Genomic DNA, 26,280 nt, shown 5'->3' on the forward strand with positions numbered 1-26,280 from the left:
CTCCGGTGAAAGAAAAAGCGTTCGACTTGCATGTATTAGGCACGCCGCCAGCGTTCGTCCTGAGCCAGGATCAAACTCTCATAATAAAAGTGTTTGCACAATCTTGCGATTGTTAGCTCATTAATTGCTTGCTAGCTTTTGCTTGCAATGTTTATTTTGTTCTTGAATATCAAGAACGCCCTACACATTGGTTCGTTTGCTTCGTTCAGTTTTCAAAGGTCTACATGTTGCGATTTCGCTTCTTAAAAAGAAGTGAATCTGTTGTTTCAGCAACTTTTATATCTTATCAGCTTTTCAACTGATTGTCAACAACTTTTTTAAAAGTTGTTTTTATAAAAAGTGAAATCTCTTAGAGTTTAAAAGCTTTCTCGCTGAGAACATTTAATAATTTATCATGGAAAACCTATCGCGTCAACAAGAAAATTCGCTATTTTTTCCCAAAAAAAGTTGCTAGATTTTCAAACTCTAGAAATAGTTCGTGTTTTACTTAAATGCTTATAATTTCGAAATATATCAGTTCGATTTTTCGAGAAATTCATTCATTTCTCTCCACTTCTTGCTTTTAACATTCGTGAAAACTTTTTTTGAAACTTGCAATTATTTTTCGGAATTCATTATTTGATTATAGTTTGTAGGAACAAAACGGATTTCATATCTTATAACAATCGAATTTTTTCCTAAATAAAAAAAGCAAACCACCATGTTCAGTAGTTTGCTTCATAATAGGATAAATATTTCTTTAAAAGAAAGGAACGCCTTCAAAGGCTACACTGCCCAAGACGGTTCTTAATTTTTCTGGCCGCTCCCAAATATAATCAGCTGCCAATGTTTCCTGCATGTTTTTTTCTTCAATTTCAAAAAGAAATAATGGAATGTTCTCATGGTTAATATTGGTATTGGTTAATTCAACAAGTTGAATATCACTTACATTAACGTGGACGGTTTCTTTTAAAAACCTAAGAATACTGGAAAGTCCAGTAGCTTCATCAGCGAAAGTGGTAATTGCGAAACCCATACGATCATCGTTCTCGTGCATCAAAAACTTTTTCGTGCCATCTTGCAAATGCAACATAATAGTACCTGCAACGCGTTTATTTTTCAATGTATCCACTCCTATTGCTAGAATACTTAGATACTACCACAATTTCAGAAAAAAAACATTAAGTTTTCAAGTGATGACCTACTGCTTTTGTTCAGCTAAATAATCTAAATCTTCTTCAATCCATTCAGGTAAAGCTTTCTCTAATGAAGCAAAGCCAATTTTTTTATTGCGATTGGTAAAATATTTTTTTCGTTTCGAATAATTAGGTGGAAATTGTCCGCTGAGGGTGCGCAAAGACAAGCTGATTTTTTGTGAATACTCGTCAATATCAATGACTTGTACGCGAACTTGTTCACCGACTTTTAAAACATCGCTGATATTTTTTGTATAGCCCGCTTGAATCTCAGAGACGTGAATTAGTCCTTGCGTATCATGATCCAATGATACAAAAGCACCATAGGGCTGAATTCCTGAAATAGTACCAAAATGAATACTGCCAATTTTATAACTCATTTACTTCCCTCTTTTCCAAGAATTCATTATACTGTATTTATGCAAAAAAATGAAGTTTTGTCACATCGACAAGGGAAAGGAAGGCAGCAATGACCGATTTCAATCAAGTAATTAATCGTAAACAGACCAATTCAGTGAAATGGGACCGCATCGCAGAAACTTATCAGGAGGAGGATTTATTGCCTTTATGGGTAGCCGATATGGATTTTTTTAGTCCGGCTTTTGTGACAGATGCCTTTCGCAAGTTTTTAGACACAGGGGTTTTAGGTTATAGCGAGCCATCAGATTCTTTATATCAAGCGATTATTGACTGGCAGCAGACACAGCATGATTTTACTGTGTCAAAAGAAGATATCCTATTTTCAGTCGGCGTTGTGCCGAGTATTGCGGCAGCTGTGCAAGCTTACACTGAAGAGGGAGATGCGGTTTTAATTCATGATCCGGTTTACTTTCCTTTCTCTGCGGTGGTTAAGGAAAACAAGCGCAAACTAGTTCGTAACCCTTTAAAGGAAGAAAATGGCTGTTTTGTTATTGACTTTGCAGCAATGGAGCAGGCGATTCAAGAACATCAAGTGAAATTATTTATTTTATGTAATCCCCATAATCCTGGCGGGCGGGTTTGGAATGCAGAAGAATTGAAACAGATGGGTGAGCTGTGTAAAAAATACGGAGTAATTTTGATTAGTGATGAAATACATCAGGATTTAATTTTTGAGCCAAATCAGTTCACAAGCTTTCAAAATGCTTATGATGCTGCTGGTAAGTTTTCCATTATTTTGACAGCTGCTACGAAAACTTTTAATTTAGCCGGCATTAAAAATTCGATGGTCTTCATTAAAGATCCTGAATTAAAGCAGAAATTTGTAGCGGTTCAGCAAAAGAATCACGACAATGAGATTAATACTTTTGGTCTAATCGGAACTGAAGCTGCTTATCGTGGTGGTGCTGAATGGTTGGCAGAATTACTTGCTTACTTAGCAGAAAATGTCCGCTTTGTAACAGATTACTTCCATGAGCATCTACCGAAAGTTAAGGTGACGACGCCACAAGGGACTTATTTATTGTGGCTGGACTTTTCAGCGTACGGTCTGAGTGACAAGGAGTTAGAGGACTTCTTGGTTCATCAAGCGAAGGTCGTGTTAAACACTGGGATTAGTTTTGGTCCAAAAGGGACAGGTCACATGCGTATGAATTTAGCAGCGCCCAAAGCAACTATTCAAGAAGGCTTAACTAGAATTAAGACAGCTTTTGATTCGCTATAAAAAAAAATGTTCCTACTGATGTCATTCATCAGCGGGAACATTTTTTAGTTCAACAGTTATTATTCAGAAATTTCGATAGTATCGATGGTAATGTCATGCACAGGACGATCTTGTGGTCCTCGTTGAGCGTTGGCAATTTCGTCGACAACATCCATGCCCTCAGTTACATGACCAAAAACAGTGTGACGTTGGTCAAGCCAAGGTGTACCGCCGCCTTTATAGGCTTCAATAATTTCTGCTGGGAAACCGGCACCTTCAAGTTGGCCTAGCATATTCGCTGGAACATTTTCATTATTGACGATGAAAAATTGGCTGCCATTAGTATTGGGACCAGCGTTCGCCATTGATAGAGCCCCTCTTAAATTGAAGGCTTCCATGGAGAATTCATCTTCGAATTTATCGCCATAGATGCTTTCGCCCCCCATACCAGTTCCGGTTGGGTCGCCACCTTGAATCATGAAATCAGGAATCACTCGGTGAAAAATAATTCCGTCATAATACCCCTTTTTAGCTAGTTGAACAAAGTTTTCAACTGTCTTAGGAGCTAAATCTGGAAATAATTGTACTTTAATATCTCCGCGGTTGGTTTTGATGGTCGCTTTTGGACCCGTTGCATTGGATAAATCTAATTGTGGAAATGCCACGTAAATCTCCTCCTTTGATTCGCTGACCTCCCCCGTTAAAAAACGAACAGGCTGCCGCATAATTACTAAAATATCATAGCCGATTTTCTTAAAAAAAACCATAGGGGACCCTTGGACTTTATGAAAAATTGCTATTTCAAGCAAATTTTTTTATGGAAATAATTATTTTTGATAGAATGCCAACAGAGGTCTTAGTCAAAGTGTGACTTTTAATATAGATAGGAAAATAAATTTTGCTGCTTGAGAAGCTTTAGGACTTTAGGTACTTTAGTATAGTAGCTTTATTTTCAAGGAGGAAGAACTATGACAGATGTATATGACATCACCATCATCGGTGCCGGTCCGATTGGGCTGTTTGCAGCCTTTTATGCCGGGATGCGGGGTGCCAAAACAAAAATTATCGATAGCCTGCCGCAAATCGGTGGTCAGCTGGCAACCTTGTATCCGGAAAAGCTCATTTACGATGCACCTGGCTTTGCGACGATTAAAGCCATTGAGCTGATTGAAAATCTCGATCAACAGCTGGAAAAATTTAATCACGACTTTGTTTTAGAAGAGGAAGTTGTTGACCTGATTGCCCATGAGGATTTCGTTGAAATTGTGACGAATCAAGGACTGCATTTTTCAAAGTCAGTTATTTTAGCGTTAGGAAATGGCTCTTTTCAGCCCCGCCGCATAAATTTACCGCTGGCAGATGACTTAGAAAATCATGGCTTGGATTATTATGTCAATGACTTGCAAAAATATACCGGTCAAAGAGTCGCCATTGCCGGTGGTGGCGATTCAGCCATTGATTGGGCTTTGATGCTGGAGCCAATTGCTGCAGAGGTCCATTTAATTCACCGCCGCTCAGAATTTCGTGGCCACGAACACAGTGTTAGCCTCTTAGAAAAATCTGGCGTCAATATTTTGACCCCTTATGTGATTGAAAGTTTGCAGGCTCAGGATGGTGAGTTGACCGCTATTGACCTGCAAAAAGTCAAAGCTGACGATGTTTTACAAGTACCGATTGATCATCTGATTGTCAATTATGGCTTTTCTTCTTCTTTGGAGCATTTAAAAAATTGGGGACTGGAAACCCAACGCAATTCGATATTAGTCAACAGCGACATGTCGACTAATATTCCTGGGGTTTACGCGGCTGGTGATATCACTCAATATCAAGGGAAAGTTAAATTGATTGCAACGGGCCTTGGCGAAGCTCCCACGGCAGTCAACAATGCCCTGCATTATATCAATCCTAAAAATCGGACACAGCCGATGCACAGCACCAGTCTGTTTGCTGAAAAATAGCAGAGAAAAAATGAAATCCTTAACTTTTGGCGAATCTTTTTAAGCAACCGCCATCAAGTTAAGGATTTTTTTACATGCCGTATTCTGCTTGCCATTCTTTAATAGCCGCCGTGACACTCACTAGTAATCCTTCAGGAGTATTAGCCGCAATCCGTTCTCCCTCAAAAAAGGCAAAAGGCTTCATCCCGCATAAGGTGCATTCGCTCATGCAAGAATAAGTCATAATATCGCAATTTTCGCTGACAAAGGCATCGTCAATCACCAATTGGCTGCCAGCAGATAAATTTTGTTCGCAAAATTCTAATAAAGGATCCATAACGCTCCCCTTTCCATTATCTAACAGGGTCTTTCATTGCATTTTACCGAAAATAGTATAACATTGAAGGGGTAAAGATTAAACTATCCAGTTTTAGCATTCAAACGATTAGGAGTGACGCAGATGGTAATTAAAGGTGAAACATTAGAAGAAGTCGCCCGCCAATTATTAATTGAACGGGGCGTAACAATTAGAGACATCGCCGAATTGGTTATGTTTTTACAAGAACCATATATTATGGGGTTACAAATTGAAACCTGCATTGAAAATGTCGAAGGTGTTTTAACCAAACGAGAGGTTCAAAATGCGATTATCACCGGGATTCAATTAGATATTTTAGCTGAGGAAAAACAAATGCTCTATCCGTTACAGCAAATTGTCGAAGAAGATGAAGGGCTTTACGGAGTTGATGAAATTATTGCTTTAGGGATTGTTAACGTTTATGGCTCGATTGGCTTTACCAATTATGGTTATATCGACAAAGTTAAACCGGGAATTTTGAAAAAGTTAAACGATCACGAAGGCCCAAGCGTCAATACTTTTCTCGATGATATTGTGGGTGCGATTGCGGCTTCTGCTGCCAGTCGTTTGGCCCATGATAACCCTGATAAGAGTCAAATCACCCAATAGGCTTTTTGAAAAAAAAATCCGCAAGAACTCAGATTGTCCTTCTGCTGAAAACAGCAGCCCGCAAATAGGCGGGACTTCAAGGAATCTGTGTTTCTTGCGGTTTTTTTCTTTATCGTTAGTATTGCTAAACTACTATCAGTGAAATTTTCATCTGCTATGGTTGCGTCTTAACTGCAGGCGACCTGCGATTACCCCGCTTAAGAAAATTAATTCGATTAAAACGAAAAATAAAATAAAGCAGTGCATAAAAAAGGCCTCTGGTAAAACATTGATTATCGGATCAGTTGCTGGATTAAATAACCAGTCGTCGTTTGCAAAAAACAACTCGTGGAATCTGACAAAGAAAGTATCAAAGCCGACTGCCATTAAAAAGCCAAAAATCACAGGAATTACTAAGGCAACTTGAAATGGCCTAATCAGTTTCCAAAGGGCTTTTTGTTTAACCAAACTGACGATAAACCAAATGGCTGGAATAGCCGTTACGATTAACACAGCGTAATCAAGTAAAAATAATTTTTTGACATCGTAAAAATGTTGAGCACCGCTAGCCGACATCGGAAAATCCGGCAGCGCTAAAGTCGTATTGAAGGGATTATTTAAAAAGGCCATCAGCTGGTCAAAATTGTGAAGCAAAACATCTCGAGAGACATCAGTATAATCTAAAATATTTAAATAGCCGATATCAAAGACGTACAACGGCCGAAAATTAATCGCCACAAACACGGAAAAGCTGATGATAAATAAAAACAGCGCCAGCCATTGCATAAACCGTTTAATCTTCATTTAGTCAATTTTCCATTCATCTAGACTTGCCACTACATAGGTTGGTGCCTCAGGCAGGCTTGGTACAGCTGTTGCCGGTGTGAAGCCGGTAGTGACTAACAAGGTATCAATACCGTTGGCAATCCCCGCTTGAATATCTGTATCGTAGTTGTCGCCAACCATCAAAACAGCTTCTTTATGCAGGCCTAAAATTTCTACCGCTTTTTCCATGATAATAGCATTGGGTTTGCCAATCATCACCGGTTTGGTTTGAGTAGCTGTTTCCACCAAGGCAATGATTGAACCGGCCCCAGGTACTAAACCCCGTTCATTTGGTAAATTTTTATCGGGATTGGTGCCGATAAAAGTCGCCCCTTTTTGAATCGCAAACGTCGCTTCTACAAATTTTTCATAGGTCACCTGACTGTCCAGGCCAACCACGACATAATCAGGATTATCCTGGTCTTCGATAAATCCGGCTTCGGCAATCGCAGTTTTTAGGCCGCCTTCACCGATGACATAGACCCGCTTACCTTTATTGTCAGCTTTCATAAAGTCAACCGTTGCTAAACTAGCCGTATAAACTGTGCTGGCTGGCACTTCAATCGCAAACTCATTTTTTAAACGATTGGCGACATCTGTTGGTGTTTTGGTCGTATTATTGGTGACAAATAGAAAGGGAATCTTGGCGGCTTGCAGCTTTTCAACAAAGCGTTTGGCCGCTGGAATCGGCTGCTTTCCTAAATAAATTGTCCCGTCTAAATCAATCAAGTACCCTTGATAGTTCATTTAATCTTCCCGCTTTCTAATCACAAAGCCTGATTTTTCACCATGAGCTGCCTCAGTGGTGTTTTTTACTGCAGGGTTCGATTGTTTTTTGGGTTCTGTCTTACGATTTTTAATTGTTGGCTTCGTCTTTTTCACAGATTGCACAGGTGCTTTTTTTTCTTCTGTATGGGCTGTGGTTGTATTTTTCTTGCCGCTATTGCTACGGCGGCGACGATTTTGCTTGCGTTCCCGCTTGCCGCCGACGCGCTCAATTACAAAATAAGCACAGCCAAAATTGCAGTATTCATACAGATAATCCTGTAAACTTTCAATCCGTTGGTCGGGAAAAGCCCGCCGATTGTCATTGGCAAAAAAGCCTTTGAGGCGCAGCTGTTCATAGCCCCAATCCCCAACGATATAATCATAGCGAGACAAAACATCACTGAAACGCTCACCGAGTTTTTCTGCATCAAAGCCGTCACGATAATTCGTCGCCAATTTATATTGACGATCACCGATTAATAGCTGATCATTTTCTAGGACCTGAACTGTTTCGCCTTTTTTCTTTTCAGCCGGTTCGCTTTCTTCGGCAATATCTTCTAAGACAGCGGCCAATTCCGCCGTTAAATCATCTTTTACTTCAGCAGCTGGCTGCTTTTTTAATTGATTTTTATTTTTTTCTGTTTCGGTTGTCATAAACTCACCACCATCATTCTTCAAACTGCATTTATTTTATCATAGTTTTGCCTCAGGACAAAGACTGCCTCAAGATTCCTCAGATTTTAGCGGAAATTTTTGGCTAAGGTATTCCGCCAGGACACTGCGAATAAATTCTGGAAAGAGAAACTCAATCTGACCGGCAATTTCAATCGTCGGGAAAAAGGGCACAAACAGATAATGGTCTACTGTGGTAAAAGTATAGCTTCCCTCAGGGTCAATCATCTCCCCCAGCCAATGGACTTGATGATTAATGCGGTCATAATCAATGCCGCTATAAATAATATTGCCGAAAATTTTACCACGAAAGCCCATGCCGACAATTGGAAAATTCCGTAGAAAGTTGCGATTTTTTTCCATCTCCTGCACCAAACGAATCAAATTTTTTCCCGTCAAGGTCACATTGATTAAATGCATCGGATGCGGCAAAGTTCGTTGCAACTGGTCTTGATTGACAACACCAGCCGGAATATCTTCTAGAAACAAACCACTGTTTAGGATGCTGACTTGTGTCTGGCCCCGTTTTTTCACGGCGGCCAAAGTAGCTAAAACTAAAGGATGCTCGCTATCAACATCTACCGCTAATGGATACGGCAAGTCGGCAACCTTGCGGGCTTTTAACAGGTTATGGCCTTCTGTTAGATAACCACTGATTTCCCCTTCATCTTCTGACAGCTCCAGCATTTCGCTAGTTGGCAAGGCTCGAGCAGAAGTTTTCACAATCTGCTTGTTATCAGCTAATTCAATTTTGACTTCCCCAACATAATGGCCAAATTTTTCAGCAGCCGCTAGTTGTACCTGCCCGATTTTCTCCCCTTGAATAAACAAATGATGGGTATGGGAACCAAGAATCACATCAATTTCTGGAAACTTGCGGGCAATTTCGCGATCTGAGCCAATACCTAAATGGCTCATCAGCACGAGCACATCTACTTGACTGCGCAGTTCTGCTAATAACCCCGGCAAGAGATCGTTTGGTTGGCGAATATCCCAACCGTTTGGCGTGTAGGTCAACGGAAAAGGCGCTGTCATGGCAATTAAACCGATTTTGGTTCCCTTGTCAGTCGTAATTATTTTTGAGGCCCGCGCCCAGTCAGGCATCTGCAAAGACGTTTTATCAAACAAATTATCTAACAGGACATCAAAATTAGCATGGTCGTAAAGATGATTTAAATCGGTTTTAGAATTACCGACGCCTTCATTGTTGCCGATGGTGGCTGCATCATAGCCAATCGTGTTCATCAGTTCAACATTCGCCTGCCCATTGGTGGCCTCTGACAGTGGATGCCAGCGGTCAACAAAGTCTCCTAAATCAACGGTGATTACAGTCTGGCCTTTACTTTTGGCTTCAAAGCGCCGCTGTTGTAAAAAGCGGCGAATCTTCGGCCAGTTTTCAAAATGAGAGTGCAAATCATTGGTATGTAAGATTAAAATTTTTTCCATGGAATCACCTAGTTTTCATTTAGTCTAGTTTATAGTAACATAGGTCTGACAAATCCGTTTACTAGGAGGCTGTACCATGAAAATAATGACCCCTATCGGCCCTTTCTGGCTGCAGGCAGATGACACAGGTCTGACCAGAGGGACGTTTACGCCGCTACCTGAAGACTCTGCCGAAAAGACTAATCCTCATCTAGTGCAAGCAAAAAAAGAATTAGTTGAATATTTTGCCGGTCAGCGCCAAAACTTTACTGTGCCCCTTTCGATTAAAGTCGGCACCGCTTTTCAACGACAAGTCTGGCAAGCACTACAGGAAATTCCTTTTGGCGACACCCGCAGTTATCAAGCAATAGCCCAAGCGATTGACAATCCGAAAGCTGTCAGGGCAATCGGTCAGGCCAATCGCCATAATCCGATTGCCATCATCATCCCTTGTCACCGGGTAATCGGGAAAAACGGTCAACTGACTGGTTATATGGGAACTAGCGGCGTGGAACTGAAACGGCAGCTGCTAGCTTTAGAAGGTGTCAACTTTTAAAATAAAAATAAGCTGTGGAAACTCTTTTTGATGAAGAGTTTCCACAGCTTTTTATCTGCCAGTGACAGAGTAATTTTTTTCCAAAAAAGTTTGGCAAGCATTTTTAAGCAAAAAGAAAAAGACCCGAAAGTCTTTGGTATCAATATTTATTAAAGACACATGGCGGCATTCACTTAGTGCTGCTTCCTTCCAGATCTGACACAATTCACAAACCCGCCATTGTCCTGCCTTGCGGCAAAAACTAGTATAACTTATTTTGTTATTGAATGCTAGTCTTTCTCAGAAATTTCTTCGAGTTTGGCAATTTTTTTTCGCAGCTTTCTTTTGTTCCCGCAGCTTTCTAAAAAAATTAGTCAAAATTGCTCCGCATTCTTCCGCCAAAATCCCACCTTCAACATAAGCGCTGTGATTAAAGCGCTCCTCGGTTAATAAATTCATCAGTGTTCCAGCTGTGCCGCCTTTAGGATCGGCGGCTCCGAAATAAACTTCGGCTACCCGTGATAAAACCATGGCGCCACTACACATAGCACAAGGCTCTAATGTAACAAAAAGCTGTGCGTTCTCTAAGCGCCAGTTATCAATTGTGTGACAGGCTGCTTTGATGGCAAACATTTCTGCATGGGTTGTGGCATCCTGCGTGTGCTCTCTAAGATTATGACCTCGGCCGATGATTTCACCGTCTAAAACTACGATTGCGCCAATGGGGACTTCCGCTAAGACTTCGGCCTTTTGCGCCTCCGCCAAAGCCAAGCTCATATAAAATTCTTTTTCAGTTTGTGTTAAGTCAGTCATGGTCTTCCTCCGCTGCTATTTTAGCATGAGATTTCTCCTGCTTCAATTCGCAAAAGCGAGATAATTTCTTCCCAAATTGATATTTTTGATTTGGATTTCGGTTGTCAGACGGAGACGGTTTTCAGACTTTAGTCCCGTGAAGGATAGAAAACATCTGTTATACTTAATAAAAAGGAGGTTGTTCAAATGAATCTAGGGTTGTTGAATATATTGGTAATTGGCATTAGCTTTTTAGTGCCGTTTTGTGTCAGCATTTATTATTTAAATAAAAAACGGGTCAAGTATCGCTGGTTGCTATCTTTTGTGATTGCCTTAATCGCCGGCTCGGCTATTGCTTATGGTATTGCTGAATTTCTATTATAATATAAAAAAAGAACTGCGGTATCAGCCAGTCAACAGAGTGAACCTGTTGCGCTGTTACCACAGTTTTTTTGTTTATCCTTCAAAAGCTGCGTTTAAATAACTAGAAAGTTTGTTTTTTAAATCCTTTTGGGAACCTTTGAAATTTTGTCCGTAGATTTTGACTTTTTGTTTACCATTCTTAATTTTTCCGGAAACGGTAATAATTGATTCTAAGTCTTCATCTGACAAACGGTCAACTAAGTCCATAATTTTTTGGTTGCCGCCAAATTTGTTTTCCACAAATTTTCTAGCTTTGCAACGATTGGTTGCGTAATGTACCTTTTCGATAATTTTTCCTGAAGCAATCACAGTTGCTGTGATGCCCGCAACGGCTGCGATACTAAAACCGATTGCTACTTTTGTAGTTGTTTTCATTGGCTAATCCCCTTTCTCTTACTTATAATGATAGCACATTCATGAAAAATAAGGTATCGAAAGCCCTGCTAAACTTTAAACCGCAAGCCTTTGGGATAAAAGTTTTTGATGACTCCCTGAACTTGTTTGCCAAAGCCGATTGGCATCTTGTCATAAGCTAAAATCAGCCACCCTTGATTGCCGGCAAGCGAAAAAGTTTCACCGGCAACATAATGCTGCCAGTCTTCTTCGGTGATAGAAACTGCTGGCCAAGTAGCCGGCGCTGTCATACTTAAAGCAAAGCTTGGCTCAAAGCGATTTTTTTTAATGGTTCCCAGATGCAATCCCGGGCGAATCAACTTCAATTTTTCAATCTGTGAAAAAGTAAGTCCCGCAGGTAATTGCCACACCTGCTCGCCAAATTTAATCCGTTCTCCTACCGCTGTTAATGGAAAAGTTTCAAGAAAATTGTCTACCAATTGGTTTTCTTCTTTAGTTAACTTTATCTGAGCCTTTTGCGAATTTTTTTGTTTTTTCTTTGATTTATGTGCTTGTGTTTCCTCATTTGTCCCTTGAAAAATGAGTTTTGCGACGAAATGTCCTTCACCGATATTTTTGTGGGGCCAGATTCTGGCTGTCTTGGCCAAATCGGGAACACTGCCCCATTCTGGACGGCCTTGTTCTGTTTCAGGATAATTGATTTCAGCAATGGTTAGCGGATAATTTTCAACTAGCCAGCTGACAATTTCTTCATTTTCCTCTGGCGCAAAGGTACAGGTGGAATAGACTAAAGTCCCTTGTGATTTTAGCATTTTTAACGCCGAGCTTAGAATTTCCTTTTGGCGAACAGCACAAACTTCAGAGGAATTTTCCTGCCACTCCTCAATTGCCACATCGTCTTTTCGGAACATTCCTTCCCCTGAGCAGGGGGCGTCCACTAAAATTTTATCAAAAAATCCGCTGAAGCTTCCGACTAATTCAGCAGGTGCGTGATTAGTTACCAGACTATTGACCCCACCCCAGCGTTCGATGTTTTCACTTAGTATTTTTGCCCGTTTAGTGAAAATCTCATTGGAAACTAAGAGGCCCTGATTGTTTAATTGACTTAAAATTTGGGTCGATTTTCCTCCGGGAGCCGCGCATAAATCTAAGACCTTTTCCCCCGGCTGTGCAGCTAAGACTGTCGCCACCAGCATGGCACTTGGCTCTTGACTATAGACATAGCCGGCCTGATGCAGCGGACTTTTTCCCGAGACCTTGCCCAAAAAGGCATCCTTGGCATAAGGAGCCTTCGGAAAATTGGCAAAGCCGTGGGCGGCGACCATTTCTTGATAGGCTGGTTTCAAAGGATTTTCCCGAAAAGCCTTTTGATAGCTGCCATTCGTTAAAGCTTCAAAAAAGGCAGCGGCTTCGCTGCCTAATAAGGTTTGATATTTTGAAATAAAGCCACTTGGTAAATTCATCAATGGACTCCTTTAAAAATTTTTGGCAAAAAAAGGCTGTGGCATTAGTCTTTTTAGCAGATGAAATCCCGAACCATATTATATTTGCTCCTGCGGCCCAGTAGGTCCTCGTCGCAAATCAACAATATTCAGTGTCTTTTACTAGATATTGTTCGTAAAGTTCGGCTCTGTTCTAACTAATGTCACAGCCTCTATTATAGATTAATTACGTCGGTTATTACCACCGAAAATTAAGATCAAGCGCAACAATTGTAAAAATGTTGCTAACGCTGCTGCCACATAAGTTAAGGCAGCTGCAAATAATACTTTGCGGGCAATTGGCAGCTCATCTTCAGTTAAAATATTGCCAGAGCCTAAAATTGCCAAAGCTCGCCGAGAGGCATTAAATTCGACCGGCAGTGTCACTAATTGGAACAACAAGGCCAATGAGAACATTAAAATCCCAATATTAATCAAAGTTTGGTTCCAAGAGAACAATACACCGATTAAAATCAGCGGCATGGATAATGATGAACCGAAATTGGCAACCGGCACAATTGCTGCCCGAATTTTTAAGGGGCTATAGCCAGTCGCATCCTGCACAGCGTGACCACATTCATGGGCCGCCACACTAATGGCTGCAACTGAGGTCGAACGAGCAGTAGCCTGTGAGAGACTCAACATTTTATTACCAGAATTATAATTATCTGTGAGATTGCCGGCAATTTGCTGAACCCCCACATTGTTAATGTGTTGACTGCTTAAAATATATTGGGCCGCTTGGGTGCCCGTCACATTATTGCGACTGTGAACATCGTCGTATTTTCTAAAGGTACTATTCACATAGGCTGAGGCGGCCATCGAAATAACCATCCCAATGATGACAAAAATCAAGCCTGGACCAAAGCCGTAAAAAAGTCCCATCCCATACATAGGAACATTCCTCCTTCTCTTTGACCAAATTTTACCATAGAATTATTAAATATTTGTGAACAGTGCTCAGTTTTTTTATTTGATTAAAACTCCCTTAAAAACTAACCAAATTTCTTAGCGGCGACACTTGCCGCACCAATCATGCCCGCCGCTGAACCCAATGCGGCCAATTCTAATTGACAAGCGGCTGCAGAAATTTTTAAAGCATGTTTTTGGATTACTTGGCGGGCGGGGGCCAATAATCTTTCACCGGCCTTGGCCATGCCACCGCCAATCAGAATTTTTTTAGGATTATACAAGTTGATGACATTGACTAAGCCGAAGCCGAAAATTTCGCCGGTTTCCTGAAAAACTTTTTGGCAAAGGGCGTCTCCTTGATCAACGCCCTCAGAAATCATTTTAGCCGTCAGCTGTTGCCGATCCTCTTCAAGCCAATCGCTTAAAATACTTGACTGACCTTCTGCTAAATAATCAACAGCTGTCTTGACCATTCCTCTGGCTGAAACATAACGACCCAAACAGCCACTGCTGCCACAAGCACAGGGTCGACCTTCACGATACATATTCATGTGGCCGATTTCGCCAAAACTATTGCTAGCTCCATAAAGCAGTTGCTGATTGATGACCACTCCAGCGCCTAAGCCGGTGCCCAAGGTAATAAAAACAAAATCGCTAAGCTCTTGGGCGGCCCCTAGTGTCCATTCGCCAAAGAGATTCATGCGGACATCATTATCAATCACCGTTGGAATATCAAATTCTTTTTCTAAAATTGCGACGATTGGAATATTTTCCCAATCGGTAAAATTCGGAGAGAAAAGCGAGATACCATTTTCTAAATCCAATAAACCGGGTACTCCTAAACCGATGCCCTGCACTTGATTGGTAGTCAACTGGTTATCCCGCAGGATTTTTTTGATAGCTGTCACTAAATTTTTTAAAACGATTGTGGCACCCGCCAAAGAGTCTGTCGCGGCCGTCTGCTGATCTATGCAAACCAACTCTTGATCAAACAGACCTAATTTGATTGCCGTTCCACCTAAGTCAATCCCCAAATACATTTGCTTACCTCCAGAATTTTTTAAAAATTATCAAGTAAATTTATTACTAAATATTTTACTAAGAAAATTATCCCGAGACAAGCACAAAAAAACTATGGCAATCCTAAGTAGGTAAAACGTTCCAAATAGTTTGTAGAACTGGCTATCATTTATTACTGAGAAAAAAATCCTCAATAATATAACCAACTGTTTGAAGCTGTTTACTGTATTAGGTTTGTCATAGTTAAATTGCTTTTGAAAATTTAGTTTTTCTTCACAAATTCTGATTTTAATTTCATCGGACCGAAGCCATCGACTTTACAATCGATATTGTGGTCTCCTTCAACTAGGCGAATATTTTTAACTTTGGTGCCTTGTTTAATGGCACCAGATGCTCCTTTGACTTTTAAATCTTTGATGACCGTCACACTATCGCCATCAGCTAAGAGATTGCCGTTGCTGTCTTTGACGACTAAGCCGGCTGTTTCTTCAGTCGCGTTTGCATCAGATGACCATTCGTTGCCGCATTCTGGACAAATAAACAGTCCACGATCCTCATAAGTGTATTCTGAATTACATTGGGGGCAATTGGGTAAAGCGCTCATTGATTTCCTCCGTGAGTGTTAATTATTTTCCCGGTACTCTTGACAGAGCCGTTGAATTTCTTGATAAATTTCCTGAACTTCTTTTAAATCGTGGGCATTGGCACCGCTGGCTAAGGGATGACCACCGCCGTGATGCCGTTTAGCCAGCTCATTAATCACTGGCCCTTTTGAACGTAGCCGCACGCGATAATAGCCTTCTGGTTGTTGGACAAAAATCCCCCAAGCTAAGACTTGATCAATTTTTCCGGGAACGGAAACGATGGCGGAGGTTTCTGAATCCACCACGCCGTATTCTGCTAAAACTTCTGAAGGCAGAATCACTTGGCCAGCGCCATTTTCATCTAGTCGCAGATTTTGGTTAACAAAACCAGATAAGCGGGCCACCGACATTGAAATTTGGTCGATTTCTCGATTTAATTTGTTGGCATCAAAACCGTAATCCATTAAAACAGCCGCTGTTCTTAAAGTATGAGCCGTCGTTGCTGGATATAAAAAACGACCGGTATCGCCGACAATTCCGCCGTATAATAAGCGGGCAGCATTTTCGCTAAATTTTAACTCATCAGGAAATTGCAAAACAAAATCGGCAATAATTTCACTACAACTGCTGGCACCGATGTTGACATATAATAAATCGCCATAAGGTTCATCATTCGGATGATGGTCAATCTTGATTAATTTCTCGCCTAAAACATAGCGCTTGTCACTAATGCGGTCGCTGTTGGCAGTGTCCGTCACAATCACTAAAGCCCCTTGATACTGACTTTCTGTTACCTCATCCATCACGGCTAAGTAGTCTAAGCCTTCAACGGGACCACCCACTTGATAGATTTCTTTTTCCGGAAATGAGGTCCGCAAGATTTCCGCCAAGCCAACTTGCGAGCCGATAGCATCGGGATCAGGTCGTTGATGGCGATGAATGATGATGCGGGAATATTTTTTAATTTCAGCTAAAATTGCTGATAGCTTATCTAAGTCTTTCATAAATTCTCCTAGTTTCTATAGTTCTGGATTACAAAGTGCTGTTGCTTTTTTAAATCTACTTGCTTCAGTTAAGATGCTTAAGCACGTTCCATGACCTGACAGACGACTAATGCTTTGGCGACAATTGTATTTTCTAAAAAAACTTCAATATCTAGTTTAGCCGAACGGCGGCCGATTTCCAAGACCCGCGGCCGAATTTCTAAATCACTTTCCAATTGAATCAAGCGCAAGTAATGGAGATTAATTTGTTCAATCAAAATATTGCGCCGCTGATTGGCGACCATTGTCCGCTGAGCAACGTTGGAGATAATTTCACTGAGCACGCCAAAGGAAATTGTTCCGACACTGTTTACCATCTGCGGTGTCACGACAAAATGATAGGAATAATCTTCGCTTTGTTTGCCCTCCTGCTCATCCTCCACCGTGATAACTTCACCGGCAATCTGATCAGAAATAGTGTCCGCAATTTGCGGCTGCCGTTGGACCATTTGCATCGCCTTCATGACATCTTGCCGGCTAACAATACCAGATAAAGTCAAATCATCTTCAACAACCGGCATCACCTCTAAGCCGTCCCAAATCATTTGGTGACTGACAGAGGCGACACTCATGGTGCGCTTAACGTAAATGGGATCTTTAGTCATAATTTTTTCAATCAGCTGGTGGTCATTTTTACCGATAATATCTTTTGCGGTCACAATGCCAATCAAACGCTGATTGCGATTCACCACTGGAAAACGGGAATGCCGGGTCTCTTCTGACAGCCGTTGAAATTCTTTGACACAATCAGAGCCATGAAGGTAAATGGCTTTATCTAAAGGCACATAAATATCTGATACTAGCATAATATCTTTTTTAATCAGCTGATCGCTTAACGCCCGGTTAATCATTGTCGCCACCGTAAACGTATCATAGGTCGTTCGTAATACCGGCAAAGCTAAATCATCTGCCAGCTGAGAAATTTCATCAGTTGTTGCAAAACCACCGGTTATCAAGACGGCGGCACCTTCTGTCAGTGCCAACTTTTGTACGCCTTCACGATTTCCGACAATCATTAATGAACCTGGTGTGATGTAGCGTTCCATCGCAGATTCGGTCATGGCGCCGATAACAAATTTATTTAAGCTTTTGTCTAATCCTTGACTGCCGCCAAGTACGTCCCCTTCAATAATCCGGACGACTTCGCCGAAGGTCAGCTTCTCAATATTTTTTTTCAGCTTGCGTTCAATGCGGATTGTACCGACCCGCTGAATTGTCGAGACTAAGCCGATGGTTTCTGCATCCTTGATTGCCCGATAAGCCGTACCTTCGCTGACGGAGAGGTCTTTGGCAATCCGGCGAACTGAAATTCGTTCGCCCACCGGCAGGCTTTCAATGTGATTTAAAATTAAATCATGTTTTGTTGCCATGAGTCTGCCTCCTAAAATTCAAAGCTAGTGTCCGGCGTCATTAGCCGGCCCACATGTTCTGGTAATAATTGAATAAATGCTTCAGGGTCCTGTTGAATCACGGGAAAAGTATTATAGTGAATCGGTACCACTTGCTTAGCCTGCACTCGTTTGGTAGCTCGAGCGGCTTCTTCAGGCCCCATCGTAAAATTGTCACCGATTGGCAAAAAGGCTAAATCGATGTCGTGGGTCTCGCCGATTAAACTCATATCACTAAACTCAGCAGTATCGCCGGCGTGATAAATCGTTTTGCCTTCAATTTCTAAAATCATTCCGGCGGCTTCCCCCATATAGAGCAACTGGCCTTCATATTCATAGGCAGAGGAATGGAGCGCCGGCACTAATTTAACCGAGCCAAACGGAAATTCGAATTTGCCGCCTAAGTTTAAGCCGTGGCCTTGAATTCCAAAGCGGCCGAAGAAATTAACCAGCTCCACCATGCCAATAACCTGTGCGTGATTTTTTTCGGCAATTTCCCGAGTGTCGCCAATATGATCACCATGTCCGTGGGTTAATAAAATATAATCCACTTTTAATTCTGCTGGATCTACCCGCGTCAGCGGATTGTCAGAAAGATAGGGATCAATTAAAAGTTTTTGATTGTTTGCCAGTTCTATTAAAAATGCTGAATGTCCGAAATAAGTAATTTTCATCAGAAGACCCTCCGTTTAACTAAAATCTGTGCTGTAAAAGTAATACAGTTTATCAAAACAATTATAACAGTTTTCCAAGCATTCTCCAATCAAGCTGACTGAAAGAAGCAAAAATTCCGGTCATTCACGCAAAAAAATCGAAAAAAATTGCTTAAATCAATTATTTTTGAAAGATACTGCGTTTTTGGTACAAGCATCAAAGTTAAATTTTATTGTTCTAAATTATTTTAGTAAAACAAAAAAGCTTGAAACTCAGCGGCTGCTAAGCTCAAGCTTTTGGTTATTTGTTGTCTTCTTCAAAATACTCTTCGTAATCGCCATAATCCTCGAAAACGTCTGCTTGGGTATCATTATTGGTGTCATCCAAGGCATCCATTCCTGTCATCGCCTTATCCAAAGTATCAACCTCGGTGTTTTCCAGCAGCTGCGCTTTGTATTCCTCTTCTGATATGACTTTACCTGTTTTTTTATGTCTGAAAAATCTAGGCATCTTCTTCACCGCTTTCCTTAAGATACTTTTATTGTACGCTATCTTAAAAAAATTTACGACTATTAAGGCACTCGACCAGCAAGCCTTGACAATAAAAATTCAAAATTTTTATTTTTTGACGATGGTTGTCAGCTGCGGTTGAATAAACGCGATAAAATCTTTTACCGACAATTTGATTCCCTTGCCTAATTCACCAGCAGAAACAACGATTTCTGGCAACTCTTGGACTTTTTCGTCAATCAAAATGGGAAATTCTGGATGGTGTTTGCGAATGCCAAAAGGTGTATTGGCGCCATGCTCATAACCGGTTTGCTCGACGACATACTCAATCGGCGGTAAACCGATTTTACGATTGCCGGTAGCTTTGGCAACCGCTTTGTAATCCATCCGTTCTGTCAATGGTACTAAAGCAATCACAACACCTGTTTTATCGCCTTTTAAGACCAGTGTCTTGTAAATAATTTCTTTGGGAAAATTTAGTTGCTCCTCCAGCAATTCTTCTGTGCCATTAACTTCTCGTGTGGGAAACACGATGGCTTCATAGGGCACTTGATTTTCTGATAAATAACTTTCGACTTCATTTTTATCGGCCATTGATTTTTCGCTCCTTGCGTATTCTAAGATAAGTAATTAACAATGCTACAAAACATAAAATAAATGAGCCTAAAAAGGCGATTTCCATGCCGAAAATAAAAATTTCCGGCCGCCCATTGATGTAAGTCGTAACCTTTTGACCATAGGCGACACTCATGGCTTGATAGAGAATCGTAGTGGACAGCGCAATCCCGATTTCCATCCCAAAATTGCGGGCGAAACTATTTAAACTGCCGGCAATTCCCAAATTTTCTTTGCTAACGCTGCTCATAATCATCGTGTTATTTGGTGATTGGAAGAGGGCATTGCCTAAGCCCATTAAAGCTGTAAAGAGGCAAAAATACCACAAAGGTGTCGTTAAACCTAAAAACATATAGCCTAATTGGGCAGCTGCCAAAAGAATTAAGCCAGAGAAAACTAATTTTTTAGCTCCCAGCACATCGGTTAAATAGCCGCTTAAAGGCGAGCCCACCACCATCATCAGTGGAAAGACCATCATTAAAATACCGGCAAAACTGGCGCTGTAGCCAAGGGCATCCTGCAGGTAATAAGGCATGATAACATTGACAAAAAAGTTTGAAGCAAAAATAAAAACTGCCGTAATGAGGCCCATTGTAAAAATCCGATTATCAAAAATTTTGAAGTCAATCAGCGGAGTTGTCTGCCGTTTTTCAAGACGGTAGAAAATAATAAAGGCCGCAACTGCTATCACCCATAGGCCAATCACCTGCCAAGCGGTAAAACCTAGCTCTTGTCCAATAAAAATGCCGCCGAACAAACTGATAATGCCGATTGCAAAGACAATAAAGCCGGCAAAATCAATTTTTTCTTTGCTCTTAGTTAAATCTTTTGGTAAAAATTTTTCACCAATTACAATCGTAACGAGGCCCACGGGAATATTAATCCAAAAAATATAAGGCCAGCTTAAATGAGATAAAATCAATCCGCCTAATCCCGGACCAGTAATTGACCCTAGTGAGACAAAGGCCCCAATCATCCCCAGTGCCCGGCCTCGTTCTTTTAAAGGAAAAATTTCAGTAATAATACCGGAGTTGGTGGCCATCGTCATGCTAGCCCCAATCGCTTGGATCACCCGGCCAAATAATAAAAATAATAGCGAATGATTGAAACCGCAGAGTAATGAGCCTAATACAAAAATAATTGTCCCAATCCGAAAAATTCGAATTTTGCCCCAGCTGTCACCAATTTTTCCAAACAGCAGCAGACAGGCGCAGACCACCATTAAATAAACGGATGCCACCCAGGCAGCTTGATTCATCAATACCCCTAAATCCTTTGAAATAGTCGGCAACGCAATGTTGACGATACTGGAATCAAGGGTCGACATAAAGGTGAACATCGCCACACAGACTAAAATCCACCAGCGTTGTTTTTGAACTTTGGCATCATCTTGATAGGTTTTCATGCCACTCCTTCTTTCTGATAATTTTTTACAAAAGGAAAAGCCCGCCGACATCCGACAGGCCTGTTTCCTAGTTGCGACTGCGCTTGCGCTGCGTTGCCTCCATGATGACTGGTAAAATCACTGGGCGACGCTTCGTTTGTTCAAAGAGATAACGCCCTAGCTGATCACGAATGTCTTGTTTTAATTTGCTCCATTCAAAATCTTTACTTTGCAAATGCTTTTCAACAATTTCACTGATCATCTTACTGCATTCCTTCATCAAATCACGGCTGGTTTTCACATAGACAAAACCACGGGAGGTAATCTGTGGTGCCGAAACAATTTTTTGCTCTCGGCGATTGATGGTTACAACTGCCACAAAAATCCCGTCTTCTGATAAAATTTTACGATCCCGCAAAACAATATTGCCGATATCGCCGACACCTAAACCGTCAATCATCACATTATCTGCTGTTGTACTGCCGGCATAAGCCATTTTGCCTTTGGCGTATTCTAAAATATCGCCGCGGCCGGTGATGTAAATATCTTTATAAGCCATTCCCACTTCATGGGCTAAATCAGCGTGGGCAGCTAGCTGCCGGTATTCCCCTTGGACGGGAATAAAATATTTTGGATTCATAAAGTTTAACATCAACTGTAAATCGTTGGCATTGGCATGGCCGGAGACCCGGAAATTTTCCGAAATCTGTTTGACGACGCCACCTGCACGATAAATCATGTCCTCTGTTTTAGCCACGACTGTTTCCATGGCTGTCGTTGGCGTTGTGGTGATGTAAACCAAATCGCCTTTTTCAATCCGCAATGAACGATGGGCACCATTGGCCATCCGTTGTAGCGATTTAATCGGCTCACCCATGCGGCCGCTTTCTAAAATCAGAATTTCCTCTGGCGAATATTTTTTCATTTCCTTCAAGGTAACTAATAAGTCTTCACTCGGCAAATGCAGGCGATTTAATTTCATCGCCGTGCGGATGATTCTTTCGACATCTTGGCCAGTTAAGACAACTTTACGATTGGCTTTAGCAGCTGCGTTTAAAATTTGTTGAACCCGTTGCAGGTTGCTGGCAACGCTGGCAACAATAATGCGGCCTTCCCAATAGCGAATCGTGTCTAACACTTCGTCGGCAATTTCCCGCTCAGAAGCTGTTTGAACCGTGCTCTCAGCGTTAGAAGAATCACTTAAAAGTGCTAAGACGCCTTCTTTGCCAATTTCAGCTAAGCGACCGTAATCGGTTTTGTACATAGCCACAGCGCTTTGATCAAACTTAAAGTCGCCGGTGTAAACAATATTGCCTTCTTTAGTCTTTAAGTTAATTCCAACAGATTCAGGAATTGTATGGGTCGTTCTAAAAAAGCTGACGGTTGCATGGGCAAAATCAATTTCCGTATGCTCATCAATTACATGAAATTCGTTGAATTGTTTGCTCTCGTCATTAGCATTGACGGATAATTTAGCCAATTCAATGGTCAAGGCTGTCCCGAAGACCGGTACATTCATTTTTGAAACAAAATATGGTAAAGCTCCGATTGCATCAGCATGGCCGTGGGTCAGGAAGACTCCCGCCACTCGGTCAGCATTTTCTTCTAAATAAGTAAAGTCAGGAATCACGACATCAATTCCTAATAATTCGTTTTCTGGATATTTTAGTCCGCAATCAAGGACAAAAATTTCATCCTCCACCTCAACGACATACAGGTTTTTTCCATTTTCCCGGACACCGCCAAGAGGGATGATTTTAATGTTGCTCATTTTTTCACCTCTCTGAAGTAACTCGCCATACATAGGAAAGTCAGCCCTTCTAATAGAAGCGCTGCAGTCCGTTTTATAAGTCGAGAACTTTTAAAATTTGTTCTTTTTCAGTTTCTGAGCATTCCACCATCGGCAAACGCAGGCCACCAGCTGGAATGTGCAGATAATTTAAAGCCATTTTAATTGCCGCTGGCGAAGGAACTGAAAACAGTGCGTTAATCTTCGGCAATAATTTTCTTTGGAGTGCCGCCGCTGGCGCTAAGCGGCCGGCTTCAAGATCTTGATACATTTGATAATATTGGTCGCCGTAAATATGACTGGCCACTGAGATAACCCCATGTCCGCCTAAAACTTTTGTGTGAAAAGCCAAGCCGTCTTCACCGGTGTAGACTAAAAAGTCGGCCGGTGCATTTTCAATCAATTCAGTGATGGCTTCGATGCCAGCACATTCTTTAATGGCAACAATATTCTCTAACTCAGCTAGACGCAAAGTTGTTGCAACCGCTAAGCTGGCAACAGTTCGACCGGGTACATTATACAAAATAATCGGCAGGCTGCTACTTTCTGCTATCGCTTTGAAATGCTGGTACAACCCTTCTTGATTCGGTTTATTGTAATAAGGTACCACGGCTAATCCCGCCGCAATCCCGCCGAGCGCTTCAACTTCTTTAACAAAATTAATCGTGTCGCGGGTATCGTTGGTCCCGACGCCGACAATAATCGGCACCCGATTATCGACTAAGCGAATAACCTCTTTAAACAAAAGAAATTCTTCGTCATGGGTTAAAGTCGGCGATTCGCCAGTTGTTCCAGCCACCACCAAACCTTCTGTATGTGTGCTTAATAAGTGTTCAATTAATTCCGGCAAGCGGGTAAAGTCCACGTTCCCTTCCTCATCAAAGGGGGTAACCATGGCAGTAATAATCGTTGCACTTGTTAACTCCATTTTTCTCGACCTCTCATTAAAAAACTATTTCGCAGCAATTAAGCCCATTTCGTGCATTTTTTCGGCAATTTGAACGGAATTCCAGGCCGCTCCCTTTAAGAGATTGTCTGAAACCACCCACATATGAAAACCATTTGCGACATCTAAATCTTTTCTGATACGACCGACAAAGGTTTCTTTTTGGCCGACAGCATTTAAGGCCTGCGGATAAATTTGTTGACTTGGATCATCCTCTAAAACGGCTCCTGGAGCTGCCGCAATAACTTCTTTAATCCCGGCAACCGTCGCAGCGTCTTTGACTTCGATGTAAACTGACTCAGAGTGACCAGAGACAACCGGAATCCGCACACAGGTCGCCGCCACTTTAATGGCTTCGTCTCCCATGATTTTTTTAGTTTCATTGATCATCTTCCACTCTTCATAAGTGTAGCCTTCTTCGGCAAAGACATCAATTTGCGGTAATGCATTAAAGGCAATCGGATAATGTTTTTTATCACTGCCGGCTGGTAAAATATTAGCGTCAATATCTTTAGTGGCAACCCCAGCTAAAAATTCCTGCGCCTGCACTTTTAATTCTTCAATCGCCTGCGCTCCCGCACCAGAAACCGCCTGATAAGTGGAGACAACAATCCGCTCTAAACCATATTTTTGACGAACTGGTTCTAAGGCCACCATCATTTGAATGGTGGAGCAATTAGGATTGGCAATAATTCCTTGATGTGCCCGCAAAGCTTCTGGATTGACCTCAGGCACGACTAAAGGAACATTCGGGTCCATCCGAAAATAGCTGGTATTGTCGACAACAATTGCACCTCGTTTAACAGCTTCAGGTGCAAAAGTTTTTGAAATCCCGCCACCTGCACTAAACAATGCAATATCAATGCCCTCAAAAGATTCCGGAACCAATTCTTCAACAGTCAGCATCTGGTCTTTAAAAGCTAATTGTTTGCCCGCAGAACGTTTTGATGCTAAAAGTTTAATTTCTTTAATCGGCAGTGTTGTTTCCGCCAACATTTCCAACATCTTGGTACCAACTGCGCCAGTCGCTCCCACAACGGCTATCTTATATACTGCTTCCATCCGTGAATTCCTCCATATACGCCAGACTTTCAGCTCCCGACAAAAAGGCTGGACTTCCTTCATTTATTAATTTGCTTTTCCCATTTTACCACAAAAGTGCTAATTACTATAGGGATTGTCCTGCTAATTTGTAAATTGCTTAAGAAACAGCAGCCGGCTAAAATCAATAGGTTAACTGTTAAACTGACGAAGATAATTTTTTTCAAATAAAAAACCTCCTGCAAACTTTGGGAAAACCCAAAATTAACAGGAGGTAAAAAAGTTGAGGGGAATCAACTTATTCACGAAATTACTTATTGTGTTTAGACATTTTTGCTTTTAAGTCTTCGTAGCCTTCTTTGACATCTTCGCCAATTTCATCAGCTTTTTCTTTGACTTTATCGCCTAAATCACGAGCTTTACTTTTGGCATCGGCGCCTTTGGATTGGACCTTGCCTTCCATTTCTTTAGACTTGTCATCCATTGCTTTGCCGTAAGCTTCTTTGCCTTCACCAGCAACTTTATCTTTTGCGTCATTCATTCGACCTTTTAAATCTGCCATGATTGATTGCCTCCTTTTGTTGATGAATTTATTGTATCATCCACAACCAAAAACGAAGGAAATCCAGCTTATTTTTACAGTAAACTCAGCCAAATTTTAGCACTATTAATCTCATCCATACTGACCTGATGCCCGTAATCAAAGGTATTTGCGCTGATTTCAGCCTGGCGCTCTTCAAAATTATCGACCAATTCGGAAAATGCTGAATCCGAAACAATCGGATCATTTGTCCCTTTGGAGAGCCAAATTTTTTTATCGCTTAAATCGAAATCCTGCGCCTTAACCCCTAAAGACATCGGATGAAATAAAATCGCTTTGTTTAATTTAGTTTTTCGCTCCAATAGCAAATGCGCCGCAATGTTGGCACCATTTGAATAGCCAACTAAAATCCAATCCTCTAATGGAACATTGACCTTTGAGCTGTGCTTTTCAATTTCTGTTAATAAATTATCGGTTTCTTTTTCTAAACTGGGAATGTCAAACTGATTTAATCCATTGCGTTTAAAAAACCGATTCATGCCATCTTCTTGGACATCGCCACGAAAAGATAAAATCGTACAGCTGCCATCAAGGAAACGGGCAATATCCACTAGCGACGTTTCATCGCCGCCAGTCCCGTGCAACAATAATAATTTTTTCCCTTGGCTTTGCCCTTCATCGAAATAATATTCCATGTGCTTAAAACCTCCACTCACTTACTTTTAATAAGTTAATCATAGCATCGGAAATATTTTTTGCCAATTAATTGGCTCAGACTGTAGACAAATAGACTTTTAGAAGTAAAATTCTTCTAAAAGCCTATTTTTTGTTTTACTCATTCAAATTTGGGCAAAAAAATAAAGGCCTTCTGCCTTTAACTTAGCCAGGTGGCTAATTTC

Annotated in this window: 30 protein-coding genes, 1 rRNA gene and 1 other RNA gene; 5 read left to right on the forward strand and 27 right to left on the reverse strand. The window is 41.3% G+C overall.

The genetic code is table 11. The features are described 5' to 3' along the window. The 3 genes from ACYSNU_RS18015 to ACYSNU_RS18025 all read right to left on the reverse strand — a co-directional run. Positions 1–86: ribosomal RNA gene (locus ACYSNU_RS18015) — 16S ribosomal RNA — on the reverse strand; the annotation flags it as partial. Positions 87–739: 653 nt separating this feature from the next. Then, the gene (locus ACYSNU_RS18020; protein WP_461738516.1) at positions 740–1,102 is read right to left on the reverse strand and encodes a hypothetical protein; all 363 of its coding nucleotides are present in this window, start codon (positions 1,100–1,102) and stop codon (positions 740–742) included. Positions 1,103–1,180: 78 nt separating this feature from the next. Further along, the gene (locus ACYSNU_RS18025; RefSeq protein WP_461738517.1) at positions 1,181–1,555 is read right to left on the reverse strand and encodes a CvfD/Ygs/GSP13 family RNA-binding post-transcriptional regulator; all 375 of its coding nucleotides are present in this window, start codon (positions 1,553–1,555) and stop codon (positions 1,181–1,183) included. An 89-nt stretch (positions 1,556–1,644) separates the two neighbouring features. Here ACYSNU_RS18025 and ACYSNU_RS18030 point away from each other — a divergent pair, with 89 nt between their 5' ends. Further along, positions 1,645–2,817: a MalY/PatB family protein gene (locus ACYSNU_RS18030; protein ID WP_461738518.1), complete on the forward strand. Its 1,173-nt coding sequence runs from the start codon at positions 1,645–1,647 to the stop codon at positions 2,815–2,817. A gap of 59 nt (positions 2,818–2,876) precedes the next feature. Here ACYSNU_RS18030 and ACYSNU_RS18035 read toward each other — a convergent pair whose 3' ends face one another. Then, the gene (locus ACYSNU_RS18035) at positions 2,877–3,461 is read right to left on the reverse strand and encodes a peptidylprolyl isomerase (protein WP_461738543.1); all 585 of its coding nucleotides are present in this window, start codon (positions 3,459–3,461) and stop codon (positions 2,877–2,879) included. Between the two features lie 303 nt (positions 3,462–3,764). Here ACYSNU_RS18035 and ACYSNU_RS18040 point away from each other — a divergent pair, with 303 nt between their 5' ends. Further along, positions 3,765–4,754 carry an NAD(P)/FAD-dependent oxidoreductase gene (locus tag ACYSNU_RS18040; protein ID WP_461738519.1) on the forward strand — a complete coding sequence of 330 codons (990 nt, stop codon included), beginning with the start codon at positions 3,765–3,767 and terminating at the stop codon, positions 4,752–4,754. A gap of 70 nt (positions 4,755–4,824) precedes the next feature. Here the strand turns inward: ACYSNU_RS18040 and ACYSNU_RS18045 are convergent, their stop codons facing one another. Further along, on the reverse strand, positions 4,825–5,070 hold the full coding sequence (locus ACYSNU_RS18045) for a DUF1450 domain-containing protein (RefSeq protein WP_461738520.1): 246 nt from the start codon (positions 5,068–5,070) through the stop codon (positions 4,825–4,827). A gap of 123 nt (positions 5,071–5,193) precedes the next feature. Here ACYSNU_RS18045 and ACYSNU_RS18050 point away from each other — a divergent pair, with 123 nt between their 5' ends. Next, positions 5,194–5,700, forward strand: a complete 507-nt coding sequence (locus ACYSNU_RS18050; protein ID WP_265459997.1) for a phosphatidylglycerophosphatase A family protein — start codon at positions 5,194–5,196, stop codon at positions 5,698–5,700. A gap of 147 nt (positions 5,701–5,847) precedes the next feature. On the opposite strand, the gene ACYSNU_RS18055 is transcribed toward ACYSNU_RS18050, so the two are convergent. From ACYSNU_RS18055 to ACYSNU_RS18070, 4 genes are all read right to left on the reverse strand, one after another. Continuing rightward, entirely contained in the window at positions 5,848–6,483 is a 636-nt protein-coding gene (locus ACYSNU_RS18055; RefSeq protein WP_461738521.1) for a TIGR01906 family membrane protein, read from the reverse strand. Further along, entirely contained in the window at positions 6,484–7,251 is a 768-nt protein-coding gene (locus ACYSNU_RS18060) for a TIGR01457 family HAD-type hydrolase (RefSeq protein ID WP_461738522.1), read from the reverse strand. Continuing rightward, positions 7,252–7,926 (reverse strand): YutD family protein, encoded by a 675-nt coding sequence (locus tag ACYSNU_RS18065; RefSeq protein ID WP_461738523.1) that lies wholly within the window; start codon positions 7,924–7,926, stop codon positions 7,252–7,254. It abuts the gene before it with no gap. A gap of 69 nt (positions 7,927–7,995) precedes the next feature. Then, a complete protein-coding gene (locus ACYSNU_RS18070) occupies positions 7,996–9,390 on the reverse strand; it encodes a bifunctional metallophosphatase/5'-nucleotidase (protein WP_461738524.1) in 1,395 nt (464 codons plus the stop codon). 76 nt (positions 9,391–9,466) lie between these two features. Here ACYSNU_RS18070 and ACYSNU_RS18075 point away from each other — a divergent pair, with 76 nt between their 5' ends. After that, positions 9,467–9,925 (forward strand): methylated-DNA--[protein]-cysteine S-methyltransferase, encoded by a 459-nt coding sequence (locus ACYSNU_RS18075; protein WP_461738525.1) that lies wholly within the window; start codon positions 9,467–9,469, stop codon positions 9,923–9,925. Between the two features lie 146 nt (positions 9,926–10,071). Here ACYSNU_RS18075 and ffs read toward each other — a convergent pair. Beyond that, positions 10,072–10,154, reverse strand: an RNA gene (gene ffs / locus ACYSNU_RS18080) — signal recognition particle sRNA small type. A 50-nt stretch (positions 10,155–10,204) separates the two neighbouring features. Continuing rightward, the gene (gene tadA / locus ACYSNU_RS18085; RefSeq protein ID WP_461738526.1) at positions 10,205–10,717 is read right to left on the reverse strand and encodes a tRNA adenosine(34) deaminase TadA; all 513 of its coding nucleotides are present in this window, start codon (positions 10,715–10,717) and stop codon (positions 10,205–10,207) included. A gap of 186 nt (positions 10,718–10,903) precedes the next feature. On the opposite strand from tadA, the gene ACYSNU_RS18090 reads away from it, so the two are divergent. Continuing rightward, positions 10,904–11,080: a hypothetical protein gene (locus tag ACYSNU_RS18090; protein ID WP_461738527.1), complete on the forward strand. Its 177-nt coding sequence runs from the start codon at positions 10,904–10,906 to the stop codon at positions 11,078–11,080. Between the two features lie 72 nt (positions 11,081–11,152). Here ACYSNU_RS18090 and ACYSNU_RS18095 read toward each other — a convergent pair whose 3' ends face one another. From ACYSNU_RS18095 to ACYSNU_RS18170, 16 genes are all read right to left on the reverse strand, one after another. Next, positions 11,153–11,494: a hypothetical protein gene (locus ACYSNU_RS18095; RefSeq protein ID WP_461738528.1), complete on the reverse strand. Its 342-nt coding sequence runs from the start codon at positions 11,492–11,494 to the stop codon at positions 11,153–11,155. A 68-nt stretch (positions 11,495–11,562) separates the two neighbouring features. Beyond that, complete coding sequence (locus ACYSNU_RS18100) at positions 11,563–12,936, reverse strand: RsmF rRNA methyltransferase first C-terminal domain-containing protein (protein WP_461738529.1); 1,374 nt, start codon at positions 12,934–12,936, stop codon at positions 11,563–11,565. A gap of 201 nt (positions 12,937–13,137) precedes the next feature. Further along, positions 13,138–13,848: a zinc metallopeptidase gene (locus ACYSNU_RS18105; RefSeq protein WP_265460007.1), complete on the reverse strand. Its 711-nt coding sequence runs from the start codon at positions 13,846–13,848 to the stop codon at positions 13,138–13,140. A gap of 101 nt (positions 13,849–13,949) precedes the next feature. After that, positions 13,950–14,906, reverse strand: a complete 957-nt coding sequence (locus tag ACYSNU_RS18110) for an ROK family protein (RefSeq protein WP_461738530.1) — start codon at positions 14,904–14,906, stop codon at positions 13,950–13,952. A 242-nt stretch (positions 14,907–15,148) separates the two neighbouring features. After that, positions 15,149–15,490 carry a zinc ribbon domain-containing protein YjdM gene (locus ACYSNU_RS18115; RefSeq protein ID WP_461738531.1) on the reverse strand — a complete coding sequence of 114 codons (342 nt, stop codon included), beginning with the start codon at positions 15,488–15,490 and terminating at the stop codon, positions 15,149–15,151. Positions 15,491–15,508: 18 nt separating this feature from the next. Further along, positions 15,509–16,474, reverse strand: a complete 966-nt coding sequence (locus tag ACYSNU_RS18120) for a DHH family phosphoesterase (protein ID WP_461738532.1) — start codon at positions 16,472–16,474, stop codon at positions 15,509–15,511. 77 nt (positions 16,475–16,551) lie between these two features. Further along, positions 16,552–17,883, reverse strand: a complete 1,332-nt coding sequence (locus ACYSNU_RS18125) for a DRTGG domain-containing protein (protein ID WP_461738533.1) — start codon at positions 17,881–17,883, stop codon at positions 16,552–16,554. Positions 17,884–17,894: 11 nt separating this feature from the next. Continuing rightward, on the reverse strand, positions 17,895–18,575 hold the full coding sequence (locus tag ACYSNU_RS18130; protein WP_461738534.1) for a metal-dependent hydrolase: 681 nt from the start codon (positions 18,573–18,575) through the stop codon (positions 17,895–17,897). 280 nt (positions 18,576–18,855) lie between these two features. Then, positions 18,856–19,065 (reverse strand): hypothetical protein, encoded by a 210-nt coding sequence (locus tag ACYSNU_RS18135; RefSeq protein WP_461738535.1) that lies wholly within the window; start codon positions 19,063–19,065, stop codon positions 18,856–18,858. A gap of 108 nt (positions 19,066–19,173) precedes the next feature. Then, the gene (locus ACYSNU_RS18140; RefSeq protein ID WP_461738536.1) at positions 19,174–19,659 is read right to left on the reverse strand and encodes a YbaK/EbsC family protein; all 486 of its coding nucleotides are present in this window, start codon (positions 19,657–19,659) and stop codon (positions 19,174–19,176) included. Next, complete coding sequence (locus ACYSNU_RS18145; RefSeq protein WP_461738537.1) at positions 19,649–21,085, reverse strand: MFS transporter; 1,437 nt, start codon at positions 21,083–21,085, stop codon at positions 19,649–19,651. Before ACYSNU_RS18145 ends, ACYSNU_RS18140 begins: the two co-directional genes overlap by 11 nt. Positions 21,086–21,152: 67 nt before the next feature. Next, positions 21,153–22,835: a ribonuclease J gene (locus tag ACYSNU_RS18150; RefSeq protein WP_461738538.1), complete on the reverse strand. Its 1,683-nt coding sequence runs from the start codon at positions 22,833–22,835 to the stop codon at positions 21,153–21,155. A gap of 73 nt (positions 22,836–22,908) precedes the next feature. Next, positions 22,909–23,781: a 4-hydroxy-tetrahydrodipicolinate synthase gene (gene dapA, locus ACYSNU_RS18155; RefSeq protein ID WP_461738539.1), complete on the reverse strand. Its 873-nt coding sequence runs from the start codon at positions 23,779–23,781 to the stop codon at positions 22,909–22,911. Between the two features lie 24 nt (positions 23,782–23,805). Next, on the reverse strand, positions 23,806–24,861 hold the full coding sequence (locus ACYSNU_RS18160) for an aspartate-semialdehyde dehydrogenase (RefSeq protein WP_461738540.1): 1,056 nt from the start codon (positions 24,859–24,861) through the stop codon (positions 23,806–23,808). 289 nt (positions 24,862–25,150) lie between these two features. After that, positions 25,151–25,402, reverse strand: a complete 252-nt coding sequence (locus tag ACYSNU_RS18165; protein WP_461738541.1) for a hypothetical protein — start codon at positions 25,400–25,402, stop codon at positions 25,151–25,153. A gap of 74 nt (positions 25,403–25,476) precedes the next feature. Further along, positions 25,477–26,076 carry an alpha/beta hydrolase gene (locus ACYSNU_RS18170; protein ID WP_461738542.1) on the reverse strand — a complete coding sequence of 200 codons (600 nt, stop codon included), beginning with the start codon at positions 26,074–26,076 and terminating at the stop codon, positions 25,477–25,479. Positions 26,077–26,280 lie beyond the last annotated feature (204 nt).

It is taken from the genome of Enterococcus sp. LJL120, assembly GCF_054871765.1.